This is a genomic window from Streptomyces sp. NPDC091387, assembly GCF_044756945.1.
Classification (GTDB): domain Bacteria; phylum Actinomycetota; class Actinomycetes; order Streptomycetales; family Streptomycetaceae; genus Streptomyces.
Genome location: NZ_JBIVTZ010000016.1, coordinates 101,462 through 121,007, shown reverse-complemented (window position 1 = coordinate 121,007; position 19,546 = coordinate 101,462). Strand labels below are relative to the sequence as shown.

Genomic DNA, 19,546 nt, shown 5'->3' with positions numbered 1-19,546 from the left:
AGGGCGTTTACGCGAGTCTCTCGTGGGCGCACGGTGACAGCCAGGCGATGTCCCGCCAACACACGAATCATTTCTGGAGCCCCCGAGTGAGCAAGCGCACCTTCCAGCCGAACAACCGTCGTCGCGCGAAGACCCACGGCTTCCGGCTGCGTATGCGGACCCGTGCCGGCCGCGCGATCCTGGCGACCCGCCGTGGCAAGGGTCGCGCCAACCTGTCCGCCTGATCGCGTACAGGTCGTCATGACGTGCTGCCTACCGAGAATCGGCTGAGGCGGCGCGAGGACTTCGCGACCGCAGTACGACGAGGACGCCGGGCCGGCCGCCCGCTACTCGTCGTCCATCTACGCAGCGGTGAAACGGACCCGCACGTGACTGGGGAGACTGCTCCCCCGCCGCGTGCGGGTTTCGTTGTCAGCAAAGCCGTGGGTGGAGCGGTCGTCCGCACAGCGGTGAAGCGAAGGCTTCGCCATCTGGTCCGAGAACGACTGGCCCTGCTGCCCCCCGGTAGCCTGGTTGTCGTACGCGCGTTGCCCGGTGCGGGTGACGCCGACCATGAACAGCTGGCCCGAGACCTGGACGCCGCCCTTCAGCGGCTACTGGGAGGGGGCGCGCGATGAAGTACCCGCTGCTGGCTCTCATCAAGCTGTACCAGTGGACTATCAGCCCACTTCTCGGGCCTGTCTGCCGTTACTACCCGTCGTGTTCCCACTATGGATATACGGCGATCGACCGGCACGGAGCGATCAAGGGAACGGCGCTGACAGCCTGGCGCATCCTGCGATGCAATCCGTGGTCACCCGGCGGCGTGGATTACGTACCTCCACGCAAACGTCCGCGTTGGCACGAACTGCTGCGAGATCTCTTCCGCGGCGGTAAGGGCGGGGACTCCGCCGCTGATGTGCCTCCCGGGGGATCGGCCACCGATCTCCCGAGCTCGGCCGCAGAGACTTCGCCCAATGCTCAAGGAGCCTGATTAGTGGACACGATTGCCAGTCTGTTCAGCTTCATCACATGGCCTGTTTCCTGGGTCATCGTCCAGTTCCACAAGTTGTACGGGGCGATCTTCGGCCCCGACACGGGATGGGCCTGGGGTCTGTCCATCGTGTCCCTCGTGGTGCTGATCCGTATCTGTCTCGTTCCGCTGTTCGTCAAGCAGATCAAGTCGACGCGGAACATGCAGGTGCTCCAGCCGAAGATGAAGGCGATCCAGGAGCGCTACAAGAGCGACAAGCAGCGTCAGTCCGAAGAGATGATGAAGCTGTACAAGGAGACGGGTACCAACCCGTTGTCCTCGTGCCTTCCCATCCTGGCGCAGTCGCCGTTCTTCTTCGCTCTGTACCACGTGCTCTCGGCCATCGCGTCGAACAAGAAGATCGGTGTCATCGACCAGTCGCTGCTGGACAGCGCGCGTCAGGCACACATCTTCGGTGCTCCGCTGGCCGCCAAGTTCATGGACAGCGCGGACAAGGTCGAGGCGCTCGGCGCCTCGCTGGTGGATGTCCGGGTCGTCACCGCGGTCATGATCGTGATGATGTCGGCCTCGCAGTTCTTCACCCAGCGCCAGCTGATGACGAAGAACGTGGACCTGACGGTCAAGACGCCGTACATGCAGCAGCAGAAGATGCTGATGTACATCTTCCCGCTGATCTTCGCCGTCATGGGTATCAACTTCCCCGTCGGTGTCCTCGTCTACTGGCTGACCACCAACGTCTGGACCATGGGTCAGCAGATGTACGTGATCAACCAGAACCCGACACCGGGCAGCAAGGCGCAGGACCAGTACCTGGGACGTCTGCTGAAGAGCGTCACCACCCACGGTGAGGTGCGCGGCAGGACCAAGCGCAATACGGTCAAGCGGATCGTGGCCAAGGGCCCGGACCGCAATGACATCGAGCGGAAGTTCATCACGGGACTGGCCAAGCTCGGCCTCGCCGCCCAAGAGGACGGCACGGTCGAGAAGAGCGACACCGCGGTGGCCGACGCCGAGGGCGGAGCCGCGCAGCGACGTCAGCAGCCCAAGCGCCAGACCAAGGCGAAGCGTCACACCGGTGCAGCTCAGCAGGGCGGGGCCAAGGACGGCGACTCCGGCGAGCCGGAGCCCACGACCTCCCTGCAGAAGAAAGCACCGCAGGACGACAAGCCCAAGCCGGCGGGCAAGCCCGCGTCCGGCGCCTCACGCCAAGCCAAGTCCGGACAGCGCAAGGGCCCGCAGCGGCCCAAGCACCCGTCCAAGAAGTAAGAAGGAGTCCATCCGTGACGGAAGGCACCATCTCCACGGCCGCTGAGGGAAGCGACACCCTGACCCGCCTTGAGCAGGAAGGGGAGATCGCAGCGGACTACCTTGAGGGCCTGCTCGACATCGCCGATCTCGACGGCGACATCGACATGGACGTCGAGGCCGATCGGGCCGCGGTCTCGATCATCAGCGAGTCGGCACGTGAACTGCAGAAGCTTGTGGGCCGCGACGGTGAGGTGCTGGAGGCGCTCCAGGAGCTGACGCGGCTGGCCGTGCACCGGGAGACCGGTGACCGCAGCCGTCTGATGCTCGACATCGCGGGGTTCCGGGCGCAGAAGCGCACGGAGCTCGCCGAGCTGGGTGCCAAGGCCGCGGACGAGGTCAAGAACTCCGGTGAGCCGGTGAAGCTGGATCCGATGACGCCGTTCGAGCGCAAGGTTGTGCACGATGCGGTCGCGGCCGCGGGTCTGCGCAGCGAATCGGAGGGCGAGGAGCCGCAGCGCTTCGTCGTCGTCCTTCCGGCCTGACGGCCTCTCTCCTGTCGGCCCCGTCTGTTCGCAGGCGGGGCCGATCTTTGTCAGCCTGATAGTCAGCCACCCATGGTGCGGTTAGTGCGGTATGGAAGGACGGTTCCCGTGACGGAGGAAGTAGAGCTTCCCCAGGCGCCCGAAGAGGCCCGGGAGGTATTCGGTGAGTGCTTTCCTGAGGCCGTCCGATACGCGGAACTGCTGGCCGATGCGGGGGTCAAGCGAGGGCTGATCGGTCCGCGCGAGGTGCCGCGGCTGTGGGAGAGGCACCTGCTGAACTGTGCGGTGCTCTCCGAGGTCGTGCCCGACGGCGTCACGGTCTGCGATGTGGGCTCGGGTGCCGGGCTTCCGGGGATTCCGCTGGCGCTCGTACGGCCGGATCTGAAGATCACCCTGCTTGAGCCGTTGCTGCGGCGGACGAATTTCCTCCAGGAGGTCGTCGAGCTCCTGGGGCTGGATCATGTGACGGTCGTCCGTGGCAGGGCCGAGGAGGTCCTGGGGACGCTTCAGCCGGTCCATGTGGTGACGGCTCGCGCGGTGGCTCCGCTGGACCGCCTGGCGGGCTGGGGAGTGCCACTGCTTCGTCCGTACGGCGAGATGCTGGCGCTCAAGGGCGATACCGCGGAGGAAGAGATCAACGGCGCGCGGGCGGCGCTGAGCAAGCTCGGGGTGCTGGAGACCGAGGTGCTGCATGTGGGCGAGGGCATCGTCGATCCGATGTCCACCGTGGTGCGTGTGGTGGTCGGCGAGAGCCCGGGTGGTGTGAGGTTCGCCGCAAAGAGAGCCAAGGCCGCGAGGGTCAGCCGGACGCGCCGCCGCCGCTGATCTAGCCGATCACACTGCGCGCATGACCGTTACGCACCGTTTGGTGCATGTATCGGTGATGCTTCGCTTGGGGAGCCGTACGTACCCCGCGCGGAGTGTCGTGCCCCTGTAGCTACGCTGCGGGGGCATCGTGTTTCACGTGAAACGTCGCTCTCTGCTGCATGGAATTATCAGCCGCGGTCGTGCGGCTGCCGCGCCTCGCCATCGCAGGCCCGTTAGGGCTACGGAGTTGTCCACAGAAGTGGGTTCATCCACAGAAGAGCGGGCCTCGCTGGTTCGCGACCCCGAAAGCATGGCAGGCTCTGCTCATTGCGAGCCTGAAGTCGAGGAGAGTGAATCCTTGCGGTCCGACGCCAACATCGCGGGACCGATGACCGATCCGGTCCCCGGTCCCCGATCCGAATCGGCGGTGGACGGTGTTTCACGTGAAACACCGCCACCGATGGACGACACACCCATCGGTCGCGCGGCCCAGCTGGCGGTAGAGGCCCTCGGCCGCGCCGGCGAGGGGCTGCCGCGGCCTGACCAGACACGCGTCATGGTGGTGGCCAATCAGAAGGGCGGGGTGGGTAAGACCACCTCGACGGTCAACCTTGCCGCGTCGCTTGCCCTGCACGGTGCTCGTGTTCTGGTGGTCGACCTGGACCCGCAGGGGAACGCCTCTACAGCACTGGGGATCGATCACCATGCCGAGGTCCCCTCGATCTACGACGTCCTGGTGGAGAGCAAGCCGCTCTCCGACGTGGTTCAGCCCGTCCCGGACGTCGAAGGTCTCTTCTGCGCCCCAGCGACCATCGATCTCGCCGGTGCGGAGATCGAGCTGGTGTCGCTGGTGGCGCGGGAGAGTCGACTCCAGCGGGCGATCCAGGCCTACGAGCAGCCGCTGGACTACATCCTCATCGACTGCCCGCCCTCACTCGGCCTCCTCACGGTCAACGCCCTGGTGGCCGGCGCCGAGGTGCTGATCCCGATCCAGTGCGAGTACTACGCGCTGGAAGGGCTCGGGCAGCTGCTGCGCAACGTCGACCTGGTGCGGGGACACCTCAACCCAGACCTCCATGTGTCGACGATCCTGCTGACCATGTACGACGGCCGGACCAGGCTCGCGTCTCAGGTCGCCGAGGAGGTGCGCACGCACTTCGGCAAGGAGGTGTTGCGCACCAGCATTCCGCGCTCGGTGCGGATCTCCGAGGCGCCCAGCTACGGGCAGACCGTACTCACCTACGACCCAGGGTCCAGTGGTTCCCTGTCGTATCTTGAGGCGGCACGTGAGATCGCTCTGCGCGGGGTGGGATTGCAGTACGAGGCGCAGCAAGCCCACACGGGCAGTCGGAACAGCCAGCAGAACACTTCGGAGGGGATCCAGTGAGCGAGCGTCGTAGAGGGTTGGGGCGAGGGCTCGGTGCCCTGATCCCCGCCGCTCCGCAGGAGAGGCAGGTGCCGTCCGCCGGTGCTGGTGCGTCCTCTTCCGGAACGGTTCCGGTTATGACAGCCGAGCGTGGAGTGGCGGCCGCGAAGGTGACCACGCTCGGCGTGGTGCCGGAGCCGAGCGCGCCTGTTTTGGAGCCGGTCGGAGCCGGTGAGCCGAGCGAGGTGGCGGGTGCTTACTTCGCCGAGATCCTCCTCGACTCCATCACGCCGAACCCTCGTCAGCCCCGAGAGGTATTCGACGAGGACGCGCTTGCCGAGTTGGTCACCTCCATCAAGGAGGTGGGTCTTCTCCAGCCTGTCGTCGTACGGCAGATCGGGCCCGAGCGCTTTGAGCTCATCATGGGCGAGCGGCGCTGGAGGGCCTGCCGTGAAGCGGGTCTGGAGCGGATCCCGTCGATCGTCCGGGCGACGGACGACGAGAAGCTGCTTCTGGACGCGCTCCTGGAGAACCTTCACCGGGCTCAGCTCAACCCGTTGGAAGAGGCGGCAGCGTATGACCAGCTGCTCAAGGAATTCAAGTGCACGCATGACCAGCTGGCCGACCGCATCGGGCGGTCCCGGCCGCAGGTGTCCAACACCTTGCGTCTGCTGAGGCTGTCGGCGCCGGTGCAGCGAAGGGTCGCGGCCGGGGTGCTCTCGGCAGGACATGCGCGGGCGCTGCTGTCGGTGGACGATTCCGAGGAGCAGGACAAGCTGGCGCACCGCATCGTGGCTGAGGGGCTCTCGGTGCGTGCGGTCGAGGAGATCGTGACGCTCATGGGTTCCAGGCCCACGAGCGCCTCCAAGGCAAAGGGGCCCCGGGCGGGCGGGCGGCTGTCGCCGGCACTGTCCGATCTGGCTTCCAGGCTCTCGGACCGCTTCGAGACCCGAGTGAAGGTCGATCTCGGGCAGAAGAAGGGAAAGATCGTCGTCGAGTTCGCCTCGATGGAGGATCTGGACCGCATCCTCGGCAGTCTCGCGCCCGGCGAGGGCCGTGTGCTGGACCGCAGCCCGTCGGACGAGCCCGCAGAGGACGACGAGAGCTGACGTTCTGAGTGACGCTGGGCGGGCTGTGTTCCGGAAGGACGGAACACAGCCCGCCCTTTGCTTTCTCTCGGTGTCAGCTTGATCCCGTGGTGGATACGATGCGTTCTGGTAGGCCACATTCAGTTGATCCACCTCCGCGAACGGAGTGCACCGACCGTCGCACGCGATGCGGCGGGCTAGGGAAGTGAGGAACAGCCTTCATGGGGCGTCGGCTCGCACCGCTCACGCTGGACAACCTTGCCGATCTCCCCGAACGCTGCCGTTCTTGTGTGTTCTGGGAACTCGATCCGGTACGCGGGGCAGCTGCGGTCAAGGCAGGCAGGCCTGCGGCGGAGAAGGAGGCCTGGATCTCCGGTGTCCTGCTGGAGTGGGGATCCTGCGGCCGCGTTGTCTATGTCGACGATGTTCCGGTCGGCTTCGTTCTCTACGCACCGCCGGCCTATGTGCCCCGGGCCGCGTCCTTTCCGACGAGCCCCGTCTCCCCCGATGCCGTCCAGCTGATGACTGCCTTGATCCTGCCGGGCTACCAGGGGCAGGGTCTCGGCAGGGTCATGGTGCAGACCGTCGCCAAGGATCTGCTCAGTCGCGGATTCAAGGCCATCGAAGCGTTCGGGGACGCCCGCTGGAAGGAGCCTGCCTGTGTGCTTCCCGCAGATCATCTGCTGGCAGTCGGCTTCAAGACCGTACGAACGCATCCGTCTCACCCTCGATTGAGGCTGGAGCTGCGTACGACGCTTTCGTGGAAGGAAGATGTCGAGCTGGCCCTGGACCGGCTGCTGGGTGCGGTCCAGAAGGAGCCGGTTCTACGACCGCTGTGACCCCGGATCCAGCGCTGCCGTAAAACGTGAAACGGGCCCGCCCCCGAGGGGTGGGCCCGTTTCACGTGAAACATCGTACGGCGGTACTGCCTTACTCGGTGATGAAGGCATCCAGGTCGCGGAGGATCGCGGCCTTCGGCTTGGCGCCAACGATGGTCTTGGCGACCTCGCCGCCCTGGTAGACGTTCAGCGTCGGGATGGACATGACGCCGTACTTGGCAGCGGTGGCCGGGTTCTCGTCGATGTTGAGCTTGACGATCTCGATCCGGTCGCCGTGCTCAGCCGCGATGGCCTCCAGGGAGGGGGCGATCTGGCGGCACGGACCGCACCAGGCGGCCCAGAAGTCCACCAATACGGGCTTGTCACTCTTCAGGACGACCTCGTCGAACGAGTCGTCAGTCACGTTCTTCAGCGCGCCGGCCACGGCGGCCTCCTTAAAATTGCGGGGGTGTGGGGTGAGGCTTGGATCAGACGGTCGCTGCGGCGGCCTTCTCGTCGTCGGCGAGCGCGGCAAGGAAGCGTTCGGCGTCGAGTGCGGCGGAGCAGCCGGTGCCGGCAGCAGTGATGGCCTGTCGGTAGGTGTGGTCGACGACGTCGCCGGCGCCGAAGACACCGGTGAGGTTGGTGCGCGTCGAGGGCGCCTCGACCTTGAGGTAGCCCTCGTCGTCCAGGTCGAGCTGTCCCTTGAAGAGCTCGGTGCGCGGGTCATGGCCGACTGCGATGAACAGGCCGGTCACGGGGAGCTCGGAGGTCTCACCGGTCTTGGTGTTGCGCAGGGTCAGACCGGAGAGCTTCTGCTCGCCGTGGACCCCGGCGACCTCGCTGTCCCAGGCGAACTTGATCTTCGGGTCCGCGAAGGCGCGGTCCTGCATGGCCTTGGAGGCGCGCAGGGAGTCGCGACGGTGGACGATGGTGACCGACTTGGCGAAGCGGGAGAGGAACGTCGCCTCCTCCATCGCGGTGTCACCGCCGCCGACCACGGCGATGTCCTGGTCCTTGAAGAAGAACCCGTCGCAGGTCGCGCACCAGGAGACGCCGCGTCCGGAGAGGGCGTCCTCGTTGGGCAGACCGAGCTTGCGGTGCTGGGAGCCGGTGGTGACGATGACGGCCTTGGCGCGGTGGACCGTGCCCGCCGTGTCGGTGACGGTCTTGATGTCGCCGGTGAGGTCGACGGAGACCACATCGTCCGGGACGAGCTCGGCACCGAAGCGCTCGGCCTGGGCGCGCATATTGTCCATGAGCTCCGGGCCCATGATCCCGTCCTGGAAACCGGGGAAGTTCTCCACGTCGGTCGTGTTCATCAGTGCGCCACCGGCGGTGACGGCACCCTCGAAGACCAGCGGCTTCAGCGAAGCGCGCGCGGTGTAGAGGGCGGCTGTGTAGCCCGCGGGGCCGGAGCCGATGATGATCACATTACGCACGTCGCTCACGGGTTTCTTCCTCGTCTCTGCAGACTGCCTACTGTCCACGCCTACTGGGGTCGGTTCAACGACTCTCACCCCACCCAACGGATCCTACGGGGGATGCATTCCCGACGTGCCGGAGCGCCCTCCGGCGTGATGCTCAGGGGCGGACGTAGGCGTGGGTCAGCAGGAGCTTCCCCTTGGCAGGGGGATTCGCACCGACACACGCCGCGTCGATGACATAGGCCTCGACGCGGCGTGTGTCGGTGGGGTGAGGAAGGACGACGAGGAAGGCGTCCGCGCCCTCGTAGGTGCCCTTCTCGATGGCGAGGGCAGCAGCGTCCCGCCCGATGCCCTGCTCAACGCAGGAAGGGACGGGCACGACGGGGGCGCGGAGCGGCGTCTGCGGCGACGCGGAGCCGGGCGGCGCGGTCTCCGGGGAGGACTTCGTATCGACGGACGGGGCCTGGTCCCCGCCGGCGGACTCTTTGGGGCTCGATGGATTCGTGCGGGAGCTCAGGAGACTGTGGACACGCTCTTCGAGCGTGGACTGCGAGAACGCCTGCGAGCTTGCCTTAGAGGCGTCCCCGCGGTCTGCGGCACTGAGGTCGGCGGAGTTCTGGGACGGGGAGACGTTCTGCAGCAGGAAGACACTCACACCGACCGCGGCGGCGCCCAGTGCGGTGCAGAGCACCGCCGTGCGATGCCGTCGCCGTGCCGACCGGCGGCCGGGACCGGTGGCGGCACGTGAATGTCCGGCGGGGCGGTCCGCGAGTTCCTGCACCGTGGCGGCGTGCTCGGTTTCACGTGAAACATCGGTCTCCGTGTCGGATGCGAGGGAGACGGCACGGGCTTCGTCAGCCAGTGCGGCATCGATGCGGTCCGCTACATCGACGGGCATGGGCTGTGGGGCAGGCATGGAGCCCAGCAGATCGCGGATCTCCTCCAGCGACGCCTGGACGTCGGAGCAGAGCTCGCAGCCGTCCACGTGCCGACGGACGTCCGCTGAGCGTGACGGTGAGAGCACGCCTTCGGTGAGGTCGGAGATCTCCGAGACGTCCGGGTGCTGGGTCGTGTCGGTCGTTGATGTCATGTGCGCCCACCTCCGCCCTTCACTCCAGCTGGATCGCTCGTTCCCGCGTCTCTTGGTTTCGCTGCCGGTGGGACGGATGTTCTCGCCGTCCGGTTCCTTTCCACGCTCCGCTCATCGCTGTCGCCGTTCCCGGCTCGGAGGTGTGTCAGTAGTGGGGCCAGCCGGGCGCGTCCCCGGGCGCAGCGGCTCTTCACTGTGCCGACCGGCACATCGAGGATGCGACCTGCCTCTGCCACCGGATACCCCTGCATATCGACGAGGACGAGTGCCGCGCGCTGCTCGGCGGGGAGGGTGGCGAGGGCCGCGAACAGTTCGCGGTGCAGATCCTGCCGCTCGGCCGGCGCCTCGGCGGACTCGTGCGGCTCCAGGAGCTGGTCGAGCCGCGCCGGGTCGTTGACGGGCGAGGTTTTCCGCGAGGATGCCTTGCGGACCCGGTCGAGACAGGCGTTGACGGTGATCCGGTGCAGCCAGGTGGTGACGGCGGACTGGCCCCGGAAGGTATGGGCGGCGCGGAACGCGGAGACCAGGGCGTCCTGCACGGCGTCGGCAGCCTCTTCGCGGTCGCCCAGTGTTCGCAGCGCCACGGCCCACAACCGGTCGCGATGACGCCTGACGAGCTCACCGAAGGCGTCGGGGTCGCCGGCTACATGGCGAGCGAGGAGGTCTGAGTCGCTGAGTTGCTCGGACGGCTCGGCGGCCACCTCCCCCTCCCTCTCTTTCTGAGTCAAGGTCCGTCTGTCTATCACGGTTCGCGTGGGGAGGGGGAGGGGGAGAGGCGGTCAGCCGAGAACTGAGATCTCCGAGATGCCGCCGCGGTAGCCGCTGCCGGTGTCGTCCGAAGGGAGCTCAGTGATGTGGATGAGGACGTAGCGGGTCCGCACCGGCTTGGTCAGGGTCTTCTTGAGGTTGCTTCCCGCCGTTCCGAGCTGGGTGAGGCGCTGGGGGAAGTCCGAGAGGGACGAGGGGGCGGAGGCATCCTTGTCGGCCGCCAGTACCTCGGCCTTCTGCCCGCTGCGGTACATGCTGATGTCGATGCCCGAGACGTCCTTCACGCTCCCCAGGTCAACGACTATGCCGCTGCCGTCCTTGCGGGAGGGGAGGTTGCCGAAGTTCGCAAAGCCCTGGTAGCGCGGAGTGATCCACGCGGTGTCCGGCTTGCCGTCGATCGCGTTCGGGACGGCCTCCTGCTTGATCCCGGAGCCGCTGGGCATGAACTCCGCCGCATCGGTGATCCGCAGAGGTACGGCAGGCGGCGGCTTGACCTCGTCACCGTTCTTCGGGGTGGTCTGTGTGGTGCCGGGGTCACCCGAGTTGTTGTTCCGGCCCAGGAGGGTCTCGGCGAGCTGCCAGCTGCCGAGGCCCAGCGCGGCGATGAGCAGCGCGGACACGGTCCACTTGAGCGCCTTGCCCGTGCGGCTCTGGAGTGGGGCGGGCGGTATGGCGTGCACGGTCTGGGTGGGCGGGATGCCGGGCCCGGCCGGGCGGCCGTAGGTGCCCTGCTGGTACGTGGTCCGCTGGTACTCGGGCGGTGCGGTGAACGTGGGCTCGGGCGGGCGGATGCGTGGCATCGCCGCGACGGCCCTCGCGAGCTCGTCGGGGGTGGTGCACGGCTGCTCCTGGCGGGAGGCCGTCGCTCCGTCGTTGGCGAGCGCGCGCATCGCGATCTCGGAGAGACCGCGATGGACCCCGGCCCGTACCTGGTCGGGTGCGATCAGGCCGACACCCTTGGGGAGCCCGGTGAGGCCGTAGGCATCGCTCTCGTACGGCCAGCGCTGGGTGAGCGAGGCGTAGAGCAGGGCGCCGATGGCTTCGGTGTCGGCGCGCTGGGGACTGTCGGAGGTGATGCCCCGCAGGGCGGCGTTCACCGCGAGGCCGCGGATGCGGTACTGACCGGAAGAGCTGCGCAGCACCGCTCCGGGAGTGAGCCTCAGATGGGCCAGTCCCTCACGGTGCGCGGCCGCCATGGCCTGGGAGATCTGGCTGACGAGCTGGTACGCGTCATGAGCCTCCATCGGGCCCGCGCCCAGCAGGGCGGTGAGCTCGGTGGCGTCCGGAAGCCACTCGTGGACGACATAGACGAGGTCGTTCTCCTCCACGGCGTCGAGGACCTGCACGAAGCGGGGGTCGCCGAGCAGTGCGGAGGAACGGGCCGCGGCCAGCACGGAGCGGGCTCGTGGGTGGTCTGCGGGAAGGAGATGGACGCCCACCGCGCGGCGCAGTTTCTCGTCGACAGCGCGCCAGCTGCTGAACCCGTCCAGACGGGTGACGCACTCCTCCAGCCGGTAGCGCCCGGCAAGCTTGTGCCCGCTGTGCAGGTCGGGGGGCGACGCGGCGCCATCGGAGCCTGTCGGCTCGTCCCCCGCTTCTTGGGGGCCTGCGCCCGTTGAATCCTGGGCTTCTGCCGTGCCGTCGGTCGTGGCCTTGTCCGCCTTGGCGGACAGCGGCTCGTCGCCGCTGTTGTCGGCCACGTCAACGGCAGCCGTGCTACGTTCCGCCACCGTCGTTCCTGCCTCCCCATCCGTTGCGCGATGTCAGCCAGCTCTGCACAGTCACGCCAATTGTGCCCATACTCCGGCACCATGCACGACACGCGGGAACCGGCGATGGTTGTGCGGGCCGGCGACACTCAGCGGCCGAGCCGTCCCCGGATCATGCCGACCATGCTGTTGATCTCTTCGATCCTCATCCGCTTCGCCGCGACGACGAAGACTCCCAGCAGCACGATCCCACCGCAGATCAGCGCGACGAGCGAGCCCGAGGCGCCGTCCCCGAGCGCGTGGAGAAGAGCGAACCCCACACCGCCGCCGATCACTGCTCCAGGGATCGCGGCGAGGCACAGCCGGGCGTAGGTGCGCAGGACGTGGGCGCCGTCCAGATCGCCGCCCAGACGGTTGCGCAGCCGGCGCCACGCGATACCGACGCCGACGGCGTAGGCGAGGCCGTACGAGCCCGCCATGCCGACCACGGCCCACTGGGCAGGCAGAACGAGGTAGCAGATCGCCGAGGCGGCTGCGTTGACCACGGCGACGATGACCGTGTTGTAGAAGGGGGTGCGGGTGTCCTCGTAGGCGTAGAACCCGCGCAGCACCACGTACTGCACCGAGTAGGGGATCAGTCCGAGGCCGAAGGCCATCAGGATGAATCCCATGGAGCGGGCGGCCTCGGGGCCGCTGGAGGCGTAGAGCAGGGTGCACATCGGGACACCCAGGGCGAGGAACGTGAACGCGACCGGCACGATGGCCACGGCGGAGTTGCGCAGGCCCTGCGAGATGTCGTCGCGGACCGCGCCCGGGTCGTTGTCGTGTGCGGCACGGGAGATGCGGGGCAGCAGGGCGGCCATGACCGAGACGGTGATGATCGCCTGCGGCATGCCCCAGATCAGCTGGGCGTTGGAGTAGGCCAGGATGCCCGCCCCGTTCCTGCCCGACTCCTTGCCGGCCGCGGTCGCGAGCTGGGTGACGATGAGGACGCCGGCCTGGTTGGCGAAGACGAACAGGACCGTCCACTTGGCCAGCTTGATCGTCTTGCCGAGTCCGTGGCCCTTCCAGTCGAAGCGCGGGCGGAACCTGAATCCGGCCTCGCGCAGGTACGGGATCATGGCCAGGGACTGGACGATCAGGCCCAGCAGAGTGCCGATGCCCAGCAGCCGGACGCCTTCCGGCGGGATCGTCTGGACGCCCATGTGGGATTCGTGCGAGGTGCCGTAGACCCAGATGAACATGCCGAAGGTGAAGATCATCACGATGTTGTTGAGGACCGGGGTCCACATCATCGCGCCGAACTTCCCGCGGGCGTTGAGGATCTGGCCCATCACGACGTGCACACCCATGAAGAAGATGGTGGGCAGGCAGTACCGGGCGAAGGTCGTGGCCACGTTGTTGGCGGCGGGGTCGTTCGCGATCGGCAGCGACATCAGCCGGATGAGCCAGGGCGCGGCGAAGACCGCGAGGGCGACGATCAGGCCGAGCGCGACCATCACGAGGGTCAGCAGCCGGTTCGCATAGGCCTCGCCGCCGTCCTCGTCGTCCTTCATGGAACGGACGAGCTGGGGGACGAACACCGAGTTGAGGCCGCCGCCCACGGTGAGGATGTAGATCATCGTCGGCAGCGTGTAAGCGATGGTGAAGCTGTCGCCGAGGAGGGCCGCACCGAGCGCCGCGGTGATCACCAGACTGCGTACGAACCCGGTGAGCCGTGAGACGAGGGTGCCGGCCGCCATGACCGCGCTGGACTTCAGCAGGCCGGAGGCCCGGCCGCCGCCGCCGGACTTCGGCGGTACGGGTGCGGGGGCCGGCTCGGGCCGGGCCGGGCCGGGTGAGCTCGCCGGGCCCTCCTGGTCCCTGAAGAGGTGGGCGAACGCATCGGGTTCGTCGCGGCCCGCCGACGCCTGGGTGACGAGATCGTCCACGCCGACGAACTGGGTGGTCGCCGCGTCGTCGCCGTACGGCAGGTGACGGGACGGACCGTCGGGCTCGGGCGGCGGGGTCTGTGCCCAGATCCGGGGGTCGGGGGCGTACGGGGCCGCGGGCGGCTGCTGGTAGAGCGGCTGGGGCTGCTGGTAGGTGCCAGGAGGCGGCGGCGGATGCGCGGCGCGGTCGTACAGCGCCTCGCCCACCGGATCCTGTGCCGAGAGGTCCTGGGCCCGGTAGGGGTCGTAGTCGTACGCAGCCTGCAGATACGGATCGGGTGCTTGTGGCACCTGTTCCGGTCCGGGGGGCACCGGAGGACCGCCGGAAGACCCAGCTCCGCCCGTACCCTGACCGCGATCACCGTCGTACGGCGCGTTCATCGAAACCCCACCTCATCGTCCCCGGCCGACCGGCCACGACAGACATCGCTCAACGGTCCACTTTCTCACCCGTGCCCGAGGGCTCCGTGCTTTCGGGACCGGTGTCCGGCCTCGGGTCACTCGGCTGCTCGGGTTCACTGCCGTCGTCGCCCGCCGCGCCGCCCGCGTTGGCACGCTTGCGATGTGCATACATCCTGATGCCGGCGAGGACCAGCAGCAGCAGCCCACCGGCGATCACGAGGAGCACGGTCGGCGTCAGCTCCGACACCTTCACGGTGAAGTTCATCTCCGCGCCGTACGGTGTCCCGTCCTCGGTGTAGAGCTGTGCGGTCATCTGGACCTGGCCGTTGATGTTGGCCGCGGCGTCGAACTTCACGGACTGACTGTGACCGCCGGCGATCTGGATCGGCTGCTCCGCCACGGCACCGTCGTCGTTCAGCTTGAGGCGCGTCGCGTTCTCCGACCTCAGGCGCAGCACCAGATGGTCGACGTCCTGCAGCAGTCTGTTCTGCACCGTCACCGGGATCGTGGCGCTGCGGCCGGACAGGGTGACGTCCGACTTCGAGATGAGCTGGACCTCGTTGACGAGGCTCTGCAGGTAGGTGCGCACCGAGTCCCGGTACTGCTGGGCCTCCACGGGCCTGCCCCGCCACGACGTCGACATGGAGCGGTTGATCGCGTTGCCGAAGGGGGTCACCACCCGCTCGGGCTGCGTCAGGATGACCTGGAAGTTGTTGAGGGAGGCCTGGGTGGACTTGATGTCCTGGAAGGCCTGGGTGGGCAGCTCCTGGCTGCGCAGCTTCTTCGGGTACCGGGACGTCGGGGGGACCTGTGTGGTCGCCTTCGCGTCGGGCTTGGCCTCCGCGGCCTGGATCAGCCCCTGGGACTGCGTCCAGCGGCCGTCGTCGAGGGTGCGCAGGGCGCGGGCCATCGACTGGGCCTGGGCGACCGTCGGCATCCGCTGGGGTGTGACGACGACGCTTCGGTCCTTGTCCGTGTCCTGCTCGGCCAGAGAGAGCGTGAGAGCGAGGAACTTCTGCACGGCGAGCGTGGAGTCCCCGGCCTTCGTCATGTCGCCCTGGAACGCCGTGGAGAGCCGGGCGTCGGAGACCACGGCGGTCGTGCCGCCGCCGATCGGCCGGGCAGCGGTGGGCGTGTACACCAGGCCGCCGGTCTCCTGAAGGCTGTCGCTGCGGGCGATCACGTTGTGGGCACCGGCCGAGGTGGCGACGTCCACGATGGACGGGTCGACAGCGCCGTCCACCGGCCACGCGAAGTCCGTCGACGGCTTCAGGTGCAGGATCGTCTGCACGGTCGGCGTGGCCACCTCGCTGGCGTTCTGGAGGTGGCTCAGGGTGCCCGAGACGTTCTTGGCACGGTGCGCGATCGATGCCAGATCGGGATCCCCGAACGGCAGCGCGATGACCTTGCCCTCGGACACCGCGGCTTCCAGCGAGGTGAGCCACTGCTTGGCCACGTTCTGATTCGTACCGGCGATCGTGGTGTCGCCGGACTTGACCCGGTAGTCCCGCGTCATCGCGTCGACACTGGCCAGCAGATCCGGATCGATGATCCAGGTCACGGGTAGCTGCCGGCCCAGCGACACCATCTGTTCCAGGCGACCGCCGGGCGCGATCTCGGCGGCCAGGCCGTCATCGGCGAACACCGGGGTCTGCTGGGAGTCGGAGCCGGTCTCCGCGGTGAGGTGGGCCGCTGCGATCAGGGGCCAGGCGTAGCTGATCCGGGGCTTGGAGTCACGGTCCTCGCTCTGCCAGGGGAGGAAGGTCCGCTGGATCCCGAGCACCTGGTCGTACAGGGCGTGGGGCGTCCGGCCCGACAGGGTGACGCCGAGCTGGTAGACGCCGTCGTCGCCCAGTCCCAGCTTGCTGACGGGCACGGACAGGGTGAAGTCGTGGCTGACCCCCGAGGGAAGCTTGGCGATCTTCACCGTGTACTTGCCGCCGACCGGGGACGGATCGGCGCCGGACAGGTATCCCTTGCGCTGGTTGGCCGCGTCGATCGAGGTCCTGCTGAAGAGCCGGGGCCCCACACGCAGATCGACCTGAGCCGCGGTGACGGTCTCCTTGCCCTTGTTGGTCAGAGTGCCGGAGACCGTGAGGGTGTCCCCCTTCACAGGGGCGCTCGGAGTCACCGTGTCCAGGGTTACCGCGACAGTGCCGGACCCCGTCGGAGCCTTGTCCGTCACGCCGGCCTGCGCCACCGGGGCGGTCGCCCCGGCCAGCAGGGCAGCGACGAGCGGAGCCCCGGCGAGCACGGCGGCTGTGCGCCGCAGCCACCGGCGGGCAGGAGAGTGGTTCTTCCCCTGGAAGTCTGCCGCCTCGGCCACGCGCCTACCCGTCCCTCGTCGTCATGAGCTGCTGTCGATCGTCGTCCGTTGCTGCGTCCACGCATGGTAACGATGTGCGCGGGGGCTAAGTGCTGGGGAGTACGACACATGATCGGCAGAGTCTCGCAGGGCTGAAGGAAACCATGACGCCCGGACCGGTCCGGGCACGTACCCTTTTCTGTTGTGCCGAACGCCAATGAAGACAACTCCAGCGCCCTGACCCAGGTACAGCACCGCGCAGTCAGTGAACTGCTCCGGGTGTCCCCGGTCGCCGACGATCTCGCCCGCCGCTTCCAGGATGCCGGATTCAGTCTTGCCCTGGTCGGCGGCTCGGTTCGGGACGCACTTCTCGGCAGGCTCGGGAACGACCTGGACTTCACCACCGATGCCCGTCCCGAGGACGTCCTGAAGATCGTCCGGCCATGGGCGGACTCGGTGTGGGAGGTCGGGATCGCCTTTGGCACGGTGGGCGCCCAGAAGGACGGTTACCAGATCGAAGTCACCACATACCGGTCCGAGGCGTACGACCGAACCTCGCGCAAGCCGGAAGTTTCCTACGGTGACTCCATCGAGGACGACCTCGTCCGCCGTGATTTCACAGTCAACGCGATGGCCGTCGCGCTGCCTCAGAAGGACTTCATCGACCCGCACGGTGGCATTGAGGACCTGGCGGAGCGCGTCCTGCGCACCCCCGGAACACCCGAGGAATCCTTCTCCGACGATCCGCTGCGGATGCTGCGCGCCGCGCGCTTCGCCGCGCAGCTCGACTTCGAAGTGGCTCCCGATGTCGTCGCGGCGATGACGGAGATGGCGGGCCGGATCGAAATCGTCTCCGCCGAGCGGGTCCGTGAGGAGCTCAACAAGCTCCTGCTCTCCTCGCATCCCCGGAAGGGATTGGCGCTCCTCGTCGACACCGGACTGGCACAGCAGGTCCTCCCCGAGCTCCCTGCGCTCCGGCTGGAAAGTGATGAGCATCACCGTCACAAGGATGTGTACGAGCACTCTCTGACCGTTCTGGAGCAGGCGATCGACCTTGAGGAGGAAGGCCCGGACCTCGTTCTGCGTCTTGCCGCCCTTCTTCACGACATCGGCAAGCCGAGGACCCGGCGCTTCGAGAAGGACGGCCGGGTCTCGTTCCATCACCACGAGGTGGTGGGCGCCAAGATGGTCAAGAAGCGAATGACCGAACTCAAGTACTCCAACGAGATGGTCAAGGACGTCTCGAAGCTGGTGGAGCTGCATCTGCGCTTCCACGGGTACGGAGACGGGGAGTGGACCGACTCGGCGGTCCGCCGCTATGTGCGTGACGCCGGCCCTCTGCTGGAGCGGCTGCACAAGCTCACCCGCTCGGACTGCACCACGCGCAATAAGCGCAAGGCCGCCGCCCTCTCGCGGACCTACGACGCGCTGGAGGAGCGCATCGCTGAGTTGCAGGAGAAGGAGGAGCTCGACGCGATTCGGCCGGACCTGGACGGCAACGAGATCATGCAGGTCCTGAGCGTCGAGCCCGGACCGGTCATCGGCAAGGCGTATGCGTTTCTGCTGGAACTGCGCCTGGAGAACGGGCCGATGGAGCACGACGAGGCAGTGGCGGAGCTCAAGAAGTGGTGGGAATCGCAGAGCTGAGTCCCACGACGACGGTAGGACCGGAAGGGCTGCCGGTCATGTTTCACGTGAAACATGACCGGCAACGAGCACACCGAGGGCGCTGTTTCACGTGAAACAGCGCCCTCGGTGTGCTCGTTGCCGGGTTTCGATTCCGTTGGATCAGCTCGCCGACTTGACCGGCGCGAGGCGGAACAGGGCCGCGGCCACCAAGGCGTAGAGCGCAGCCACTCCGATGACCACCGCGGTCGACTTCCCGTCAGGAGGCAGCATCAGGGCGGAGACCGCGGCGGCGCCCACGAACGCCACGTTGAACAGCACGTCGTAGAGCGAGAAGACCCGGCCGCGGAAGGCGTCGTCCACGGAGGTCTGCACCACCGTGTCCGTCGCGATCTTCGCCCCCTGGGTGACGAGTCCGAGCACGAACGCGGCGACGAGCATCGGCGCGGGGGTGAACCACAGCCCCAGCGCCGGTACGAGGACAGCGGCCGCCGCCGTGCACACCGTCATCCAGCGGAACCGGCCGAGCCGTGCCACCGCCCAGGGAGACAGCACCGCCGCTGCGAAGAACCCGGCACCGGATACGCCCACCGCCAGCCCGAGCAGTGCCAGTCCATGGGACTCCGTGTCGGCCCAGGCGTACCGGCACAGCATCAGGAGCGTCACGGTCAGCGCCCCGTAACAGAAGCGGATCACCGTTATGGCGGCCAGTGCCTGTGCGGCGTGCTTGCGTTCCGCCAGATGCCGCAGTCCGTCGCCGAGCCCACGGGCGGTCACGGCGAGAGCCTTGCTCAGGCGGAGATGGACATGGCTCCGCTCCGGCCCGAGCAGTCCGGTGGCAAGGCTCAGGGACGCCAACGCCGAGGCGAGGTAGAGCCCCGCACCCAGCAGCACCACCGCCGCATCGGAATCCGACAGAGTCAGCCGTACGGCGAAGGCGAGGCCGCCGCCTGCTGTCGCGGCGAGTGTGCCCGCGGTCGGGGAGAGGGAGTTGGCCAGCACCAGCCGGTCCCGGTCGACGACGCGCGGCAGCGCGGCGGAGAGGCCGGCCAGGACGAACCGGTTGACCGCGGTGACGCACAGGGCCGAGGTGTAGAAGAGCCAGTCGGGGGCGGAGCCGAGGATCAGGACCGCGGTGCAGCACGCGAGCGCGGCGCGGAGCAGATTGCCGTAGAGGAAGACCTGGCGGCGGGGCCAGCGGTCCAGGAGCACTCCGGCGAACGGCCCGATGAGCGAGTAGGGCAGCAGGAGCACGGCCATCGCGGAGGCGATGGCGCCCGCCGACGTCTGCTTCTCCGGGGAGAAGACCACGTGTGTGGCGAGGGCCACCTGATAGACGCCGTCGGCCGACTGGGACAGCACCCGTACGGCCAGCAGGCGGCGGAAGTTCCGGAGACGCAGGAGAACGCGCAGGTCACGCACGACGGGCATGGGAGCAAGGGTCAC

Annotated in this window: 18 protein-coding genes; 10 read left to right on the top strand and 8 right to left on the bottom strand. The window is 67.8% G+C overall.

Annotation, left to right across the window (positions count from 1 at the left end; translation table 11 throughout):
- Nucleotides 1-86 precede the first annotated feature (86 nt).
- From rpmH to ACIQM0_RS29960, 9 genes are all read left to right on the top strand, one after another.
- Nucleotides 87-224: a 50S ribosomal protein L34 gene (gene rpmH / locus ACIQM0_RS30000; RefSeq protein WP_362953290.1), complete on the top strand. Its 138-nt coding sequence runs from the start codon at nucleotides 87-89 to the stop codon at nucleotides 222-224.
- Nucleotides 225-245: 21 nt separating this feature from the next.
- Nucleotides 246-617, top strand: a complete 372-nt coding sequence (gene rnpA / locus ACIQM0_RS29995; protein ID WP_123460437.1) for a ribonuclease P protein component — start codon at nucleotides 246-248, stop codon at nucleotides 615-617.
- Nucleotides 614-973, top strand: coding sequence for a membrane protein insertion efficiency factor YidD (gene yidD / locus ACIQM0_RS29990; protein WP_078617610.1), 360 nt, complete (start codon nucleotides 614-616; stop codon nucleotides 971-973). Before rnpA ends, yidD begins: the two co-directional genes overlap by 4 nt.
- Nucleotides 974-976: 3 nt before the next feature.
- The gene (gene yidC, locus ACIQM0_RS29985; RefSeq protein WP_401292527.1) at nucleotides 977-2,239 is read left to right on the top strand and encodes a membrane protein insertase YidC; all 1,263 of its coding nucleotides are present in this window, start codon (nucleotides 977-979) and stop codon (nucleotides 2,237-2,239) included.
- Nucleotides 2,240-2,253: 14 nt separating this feature from the next.
- Nucleotides 2,254-2,763, top strand: a complete 510-nt coding sequence (locus ACIQM0_RS29980; RefSeq protein WP_145764517.1) for a R3H domain-containing nucleic acid-binding protein — start codon at nucleotides 2,254-2,256, stop codon at nucleotides 2,761-2,763.
- A gap of 108 nt (nucleotides 2,764-2,871) precedes the next feature.
- Nucleotides 2,872-3,588, top strand: a complete 717-nt coding sequence (rsmG, locus tag ACIQM0_RS29975) for a 16S rRNA (guanine(527)-N(7))-methyltransferase RsmG (RefSeq protein ID WP_363022832.1) — start codon at nucleotides 2,872-2,874, stop codon at nucleotides 3,586-3,588.
- 292 nt (nucleotides 3,589-3,880) lie between these two features.
- Nucleotides 3,881-4,957, top strand: a complete 1,077-nt coding sequence (locus ACIQM0_RS29970) for a ParA family protein (RefSeq protein WP_363023126.1) — start codon at nucleotides 3,881-3,883, stop codon at nucleotides 4,955-4,957.
- Nucleotides 4,954-6,045 (top strand): ParB/RepB/Spo0J family partition protein, encoded by a 1,092-nt coding sequence (locus ACIQM0_RS29965; RefSeq protein ID WP_401292524.1) that lies wholly within the window; start codon nucleotides 4,954-4,956, stop codon nucleotides 6,043-6,045. Before ACIQM0_RS29970 ends, ACIQM0_RS29965 begins: the two co-directional genes overlap by 4 nt.
- Before the next feature lie 200 nt (nucleotides 6,046-6,245).
- Nucleotides 6,246-6,863 carry a GNAT family N-acetyltransferase gene (locus ACIQM0_RS29960; protein WP_363022835.1) on the top strand — a complete coding sequence of 206 codons (618 nt, stop codon included), beginning with the start codon at nucleotides 6,246-6,248 and terminating at the stop codon, nucleotides 6,861-6,863.
- Between the two features lie 91 nt (nucleotides 6,864-6,954).
- Here ACIQM0_RS29960 and trxA read toward each other — a convergent pair whose 3' ends face one another.
- The 7 genes from trxA to ACIQM0_RS29925 all read right to left on the bottom strand — a co-directional run bounded on the left by trxA (nucleotide 6,955) and on the right by ACIQM0_RS29925 (nucleotide 16,495).
- Complete coding sequence (trxA, locus tag ACIQM0_RS29955) at nucleotides 6,955-7,287, bottom strand: thioredoxin (protein WP_123460444.1); 333 nt, start codon at nucleotides 7,285-7,287, stop codon at nucleotides 6,955-6,957.
- A gap of 43 nt (nucleotides 7,288-7,330) precedes the next feature.
- Nucleotides 7,331-8,293, bottom strand: coding sequence for a thioredoxin-disulfide reductase (trxB, locus tag ACIQM0_RS29950; RefSeq protein ID WP_401292521.1), 963 nt, complete (start codon nucleotides 8,291-8,293; stop codon nucleotides 7,331-7,333).
- A 133-nt stretch (nucleotides 8,294-8,426) separates the two neighbouring features.
- The gene (locus tag ACIQM0_RS29945; RefSeq protein WP_401292520.1) at nucleotides 8,427-9,359 is read right to left on the bottom strand and encodes an anti-sigma factor family protein; all 933 of its coding nucleotides are present in this window, start codon (nucleotides 9,357-9,359) and stop codon (nucleotides 8,427-8,429) included.
- Nucleotides 9,356-10,060 (bottom strand): RNA polymerase sigma factor SigM, encoded by a 705-nt coding sequence (gene sigM / locus ACIQM0_RS29940; RefSeq protein ID WP_401292518.1) that lies wholly within the window; start codon nucleotides 10,058-10,060, stop codon nucleotides 9,356-9,358. The genes ACIQM0_RS29945 and sigM overlap by 4 nt, the downstream gene beginning before the upstream one ends.
- A gap of 78 nt (nucleotides 10,061-10,138) precedes the next feature.
- Nucleotides 10,139-11,857: a serine/threonine protein kinase gene (locus ACIQM0_RS29935; protein ID WP_401292516.1), complete on the bottom strand. Its 1,719-nt coding sequence runs from the start codon at nucleotides 11,855-11,857 to the stop codon at nucleotides 10,139-10,141.
- Between the two features lie 128 nt (nucleotides 11,858-11,985).
- A complete protein-coding gene (murJ, locus tag ACIQM0_RS29930; protein WP_401292514.1) occupies nucleotides 11,986-14,148 on the bottom strand; it encodes a murein biosynthesis integral membrane protein MurJ in 2,163 nt (720 codons plus the stop codon).
- A gap of 49 nt (nucleotides 14,149-14,197) precedes the next feature.
- Nucleotides 14,198-16,495: a DUF6049 family protein gene (locus tag ACIQM0_RS29925; protein WP_401292511.1), complete on the bottom strand. Its 2,298-nt coding sequence runs from the start codon at nucleotides 16,493-16,495 to the stop codon at nucleotides 14,198-14,200.
- A 183-nt stretch (nucleotides 16,496-16,678) separates the two neighbouring features.
- Between ACIQM0_RS29925 and ACIQM0_RS29920 the strand changes: the two genes are divergently transcribed.
- Entirely contained in the window at nucleotides 16,679-18,121 is a 1,443-nt protein-coding gene (locus ACIQM0_RS29920; protein ID WP_401292509.1) for a CCA tRNA nucleotidyltransferase, read from the top strand.
- Nucleotides 18,122-18,262: 141 nt separating this feature from the next.
- Here ACIQM0_RS29920 and ACIQM0_RS29915 read toward each other — a convergent pair whose 3' ends face one another.
- Nucleotides 18,263-19,531: an MFS transporter gene (locus ACIQM0_RS29915; RefSeq protein ID WP_401292505.1), complete on the bottom strand. Its 1,269-nt coding sequence runs from the start codon at nucleotides 19,529-19,531 to the stop codon at nucleotides 18,263-18,265.
- Nucleotides 19,532-19,546: the final 15 nt, after the last annotated feature.

Coding starts and splice junctions, on each gene's coding strand:
- yidD (WP_078617610.1), top strand. CDS start 614: ATGAAGTACCCGCTGCTGGCTCTCATCAAGCTGTACCAGTGGACTATC.
- ACIQM0_RS29970 (WP_363023126.1), top strand. CDS start 3,881: ATGGCAGGCTCTGCTCATTGCGAGCCTGAAGTCGAGGAGAGTGAATCC.
- ACIQM0_RS29960 (WP_363022835.1), top strand. CDS start 6,246: ATGGGGCGTCGGCTCGCACCGCTCACGCTGGACAACCTTGCCGATCTC.
- ACIQM0_RS29945 (WP_401292520.1), bottom strand. CDS start 9,359: ATGACATCAACGACCGACACGACCCAGCACCCGGACGTCTCGGAGATC.
- murJ (WP_401292514.1), bottom strand. CDS start 14,148: ATGAACGCGCCGTACGACGGTGATCGCGGTCAGGGTACGGGCGGAGCT.
- ACIQM0_RS29915 (WP_401292505.1), bottom strand. CDS start 19,531: ATGCCCGTCGTGCGTGACCTGCGCGTTCTCCTGCGTCTCCGGAACTTC.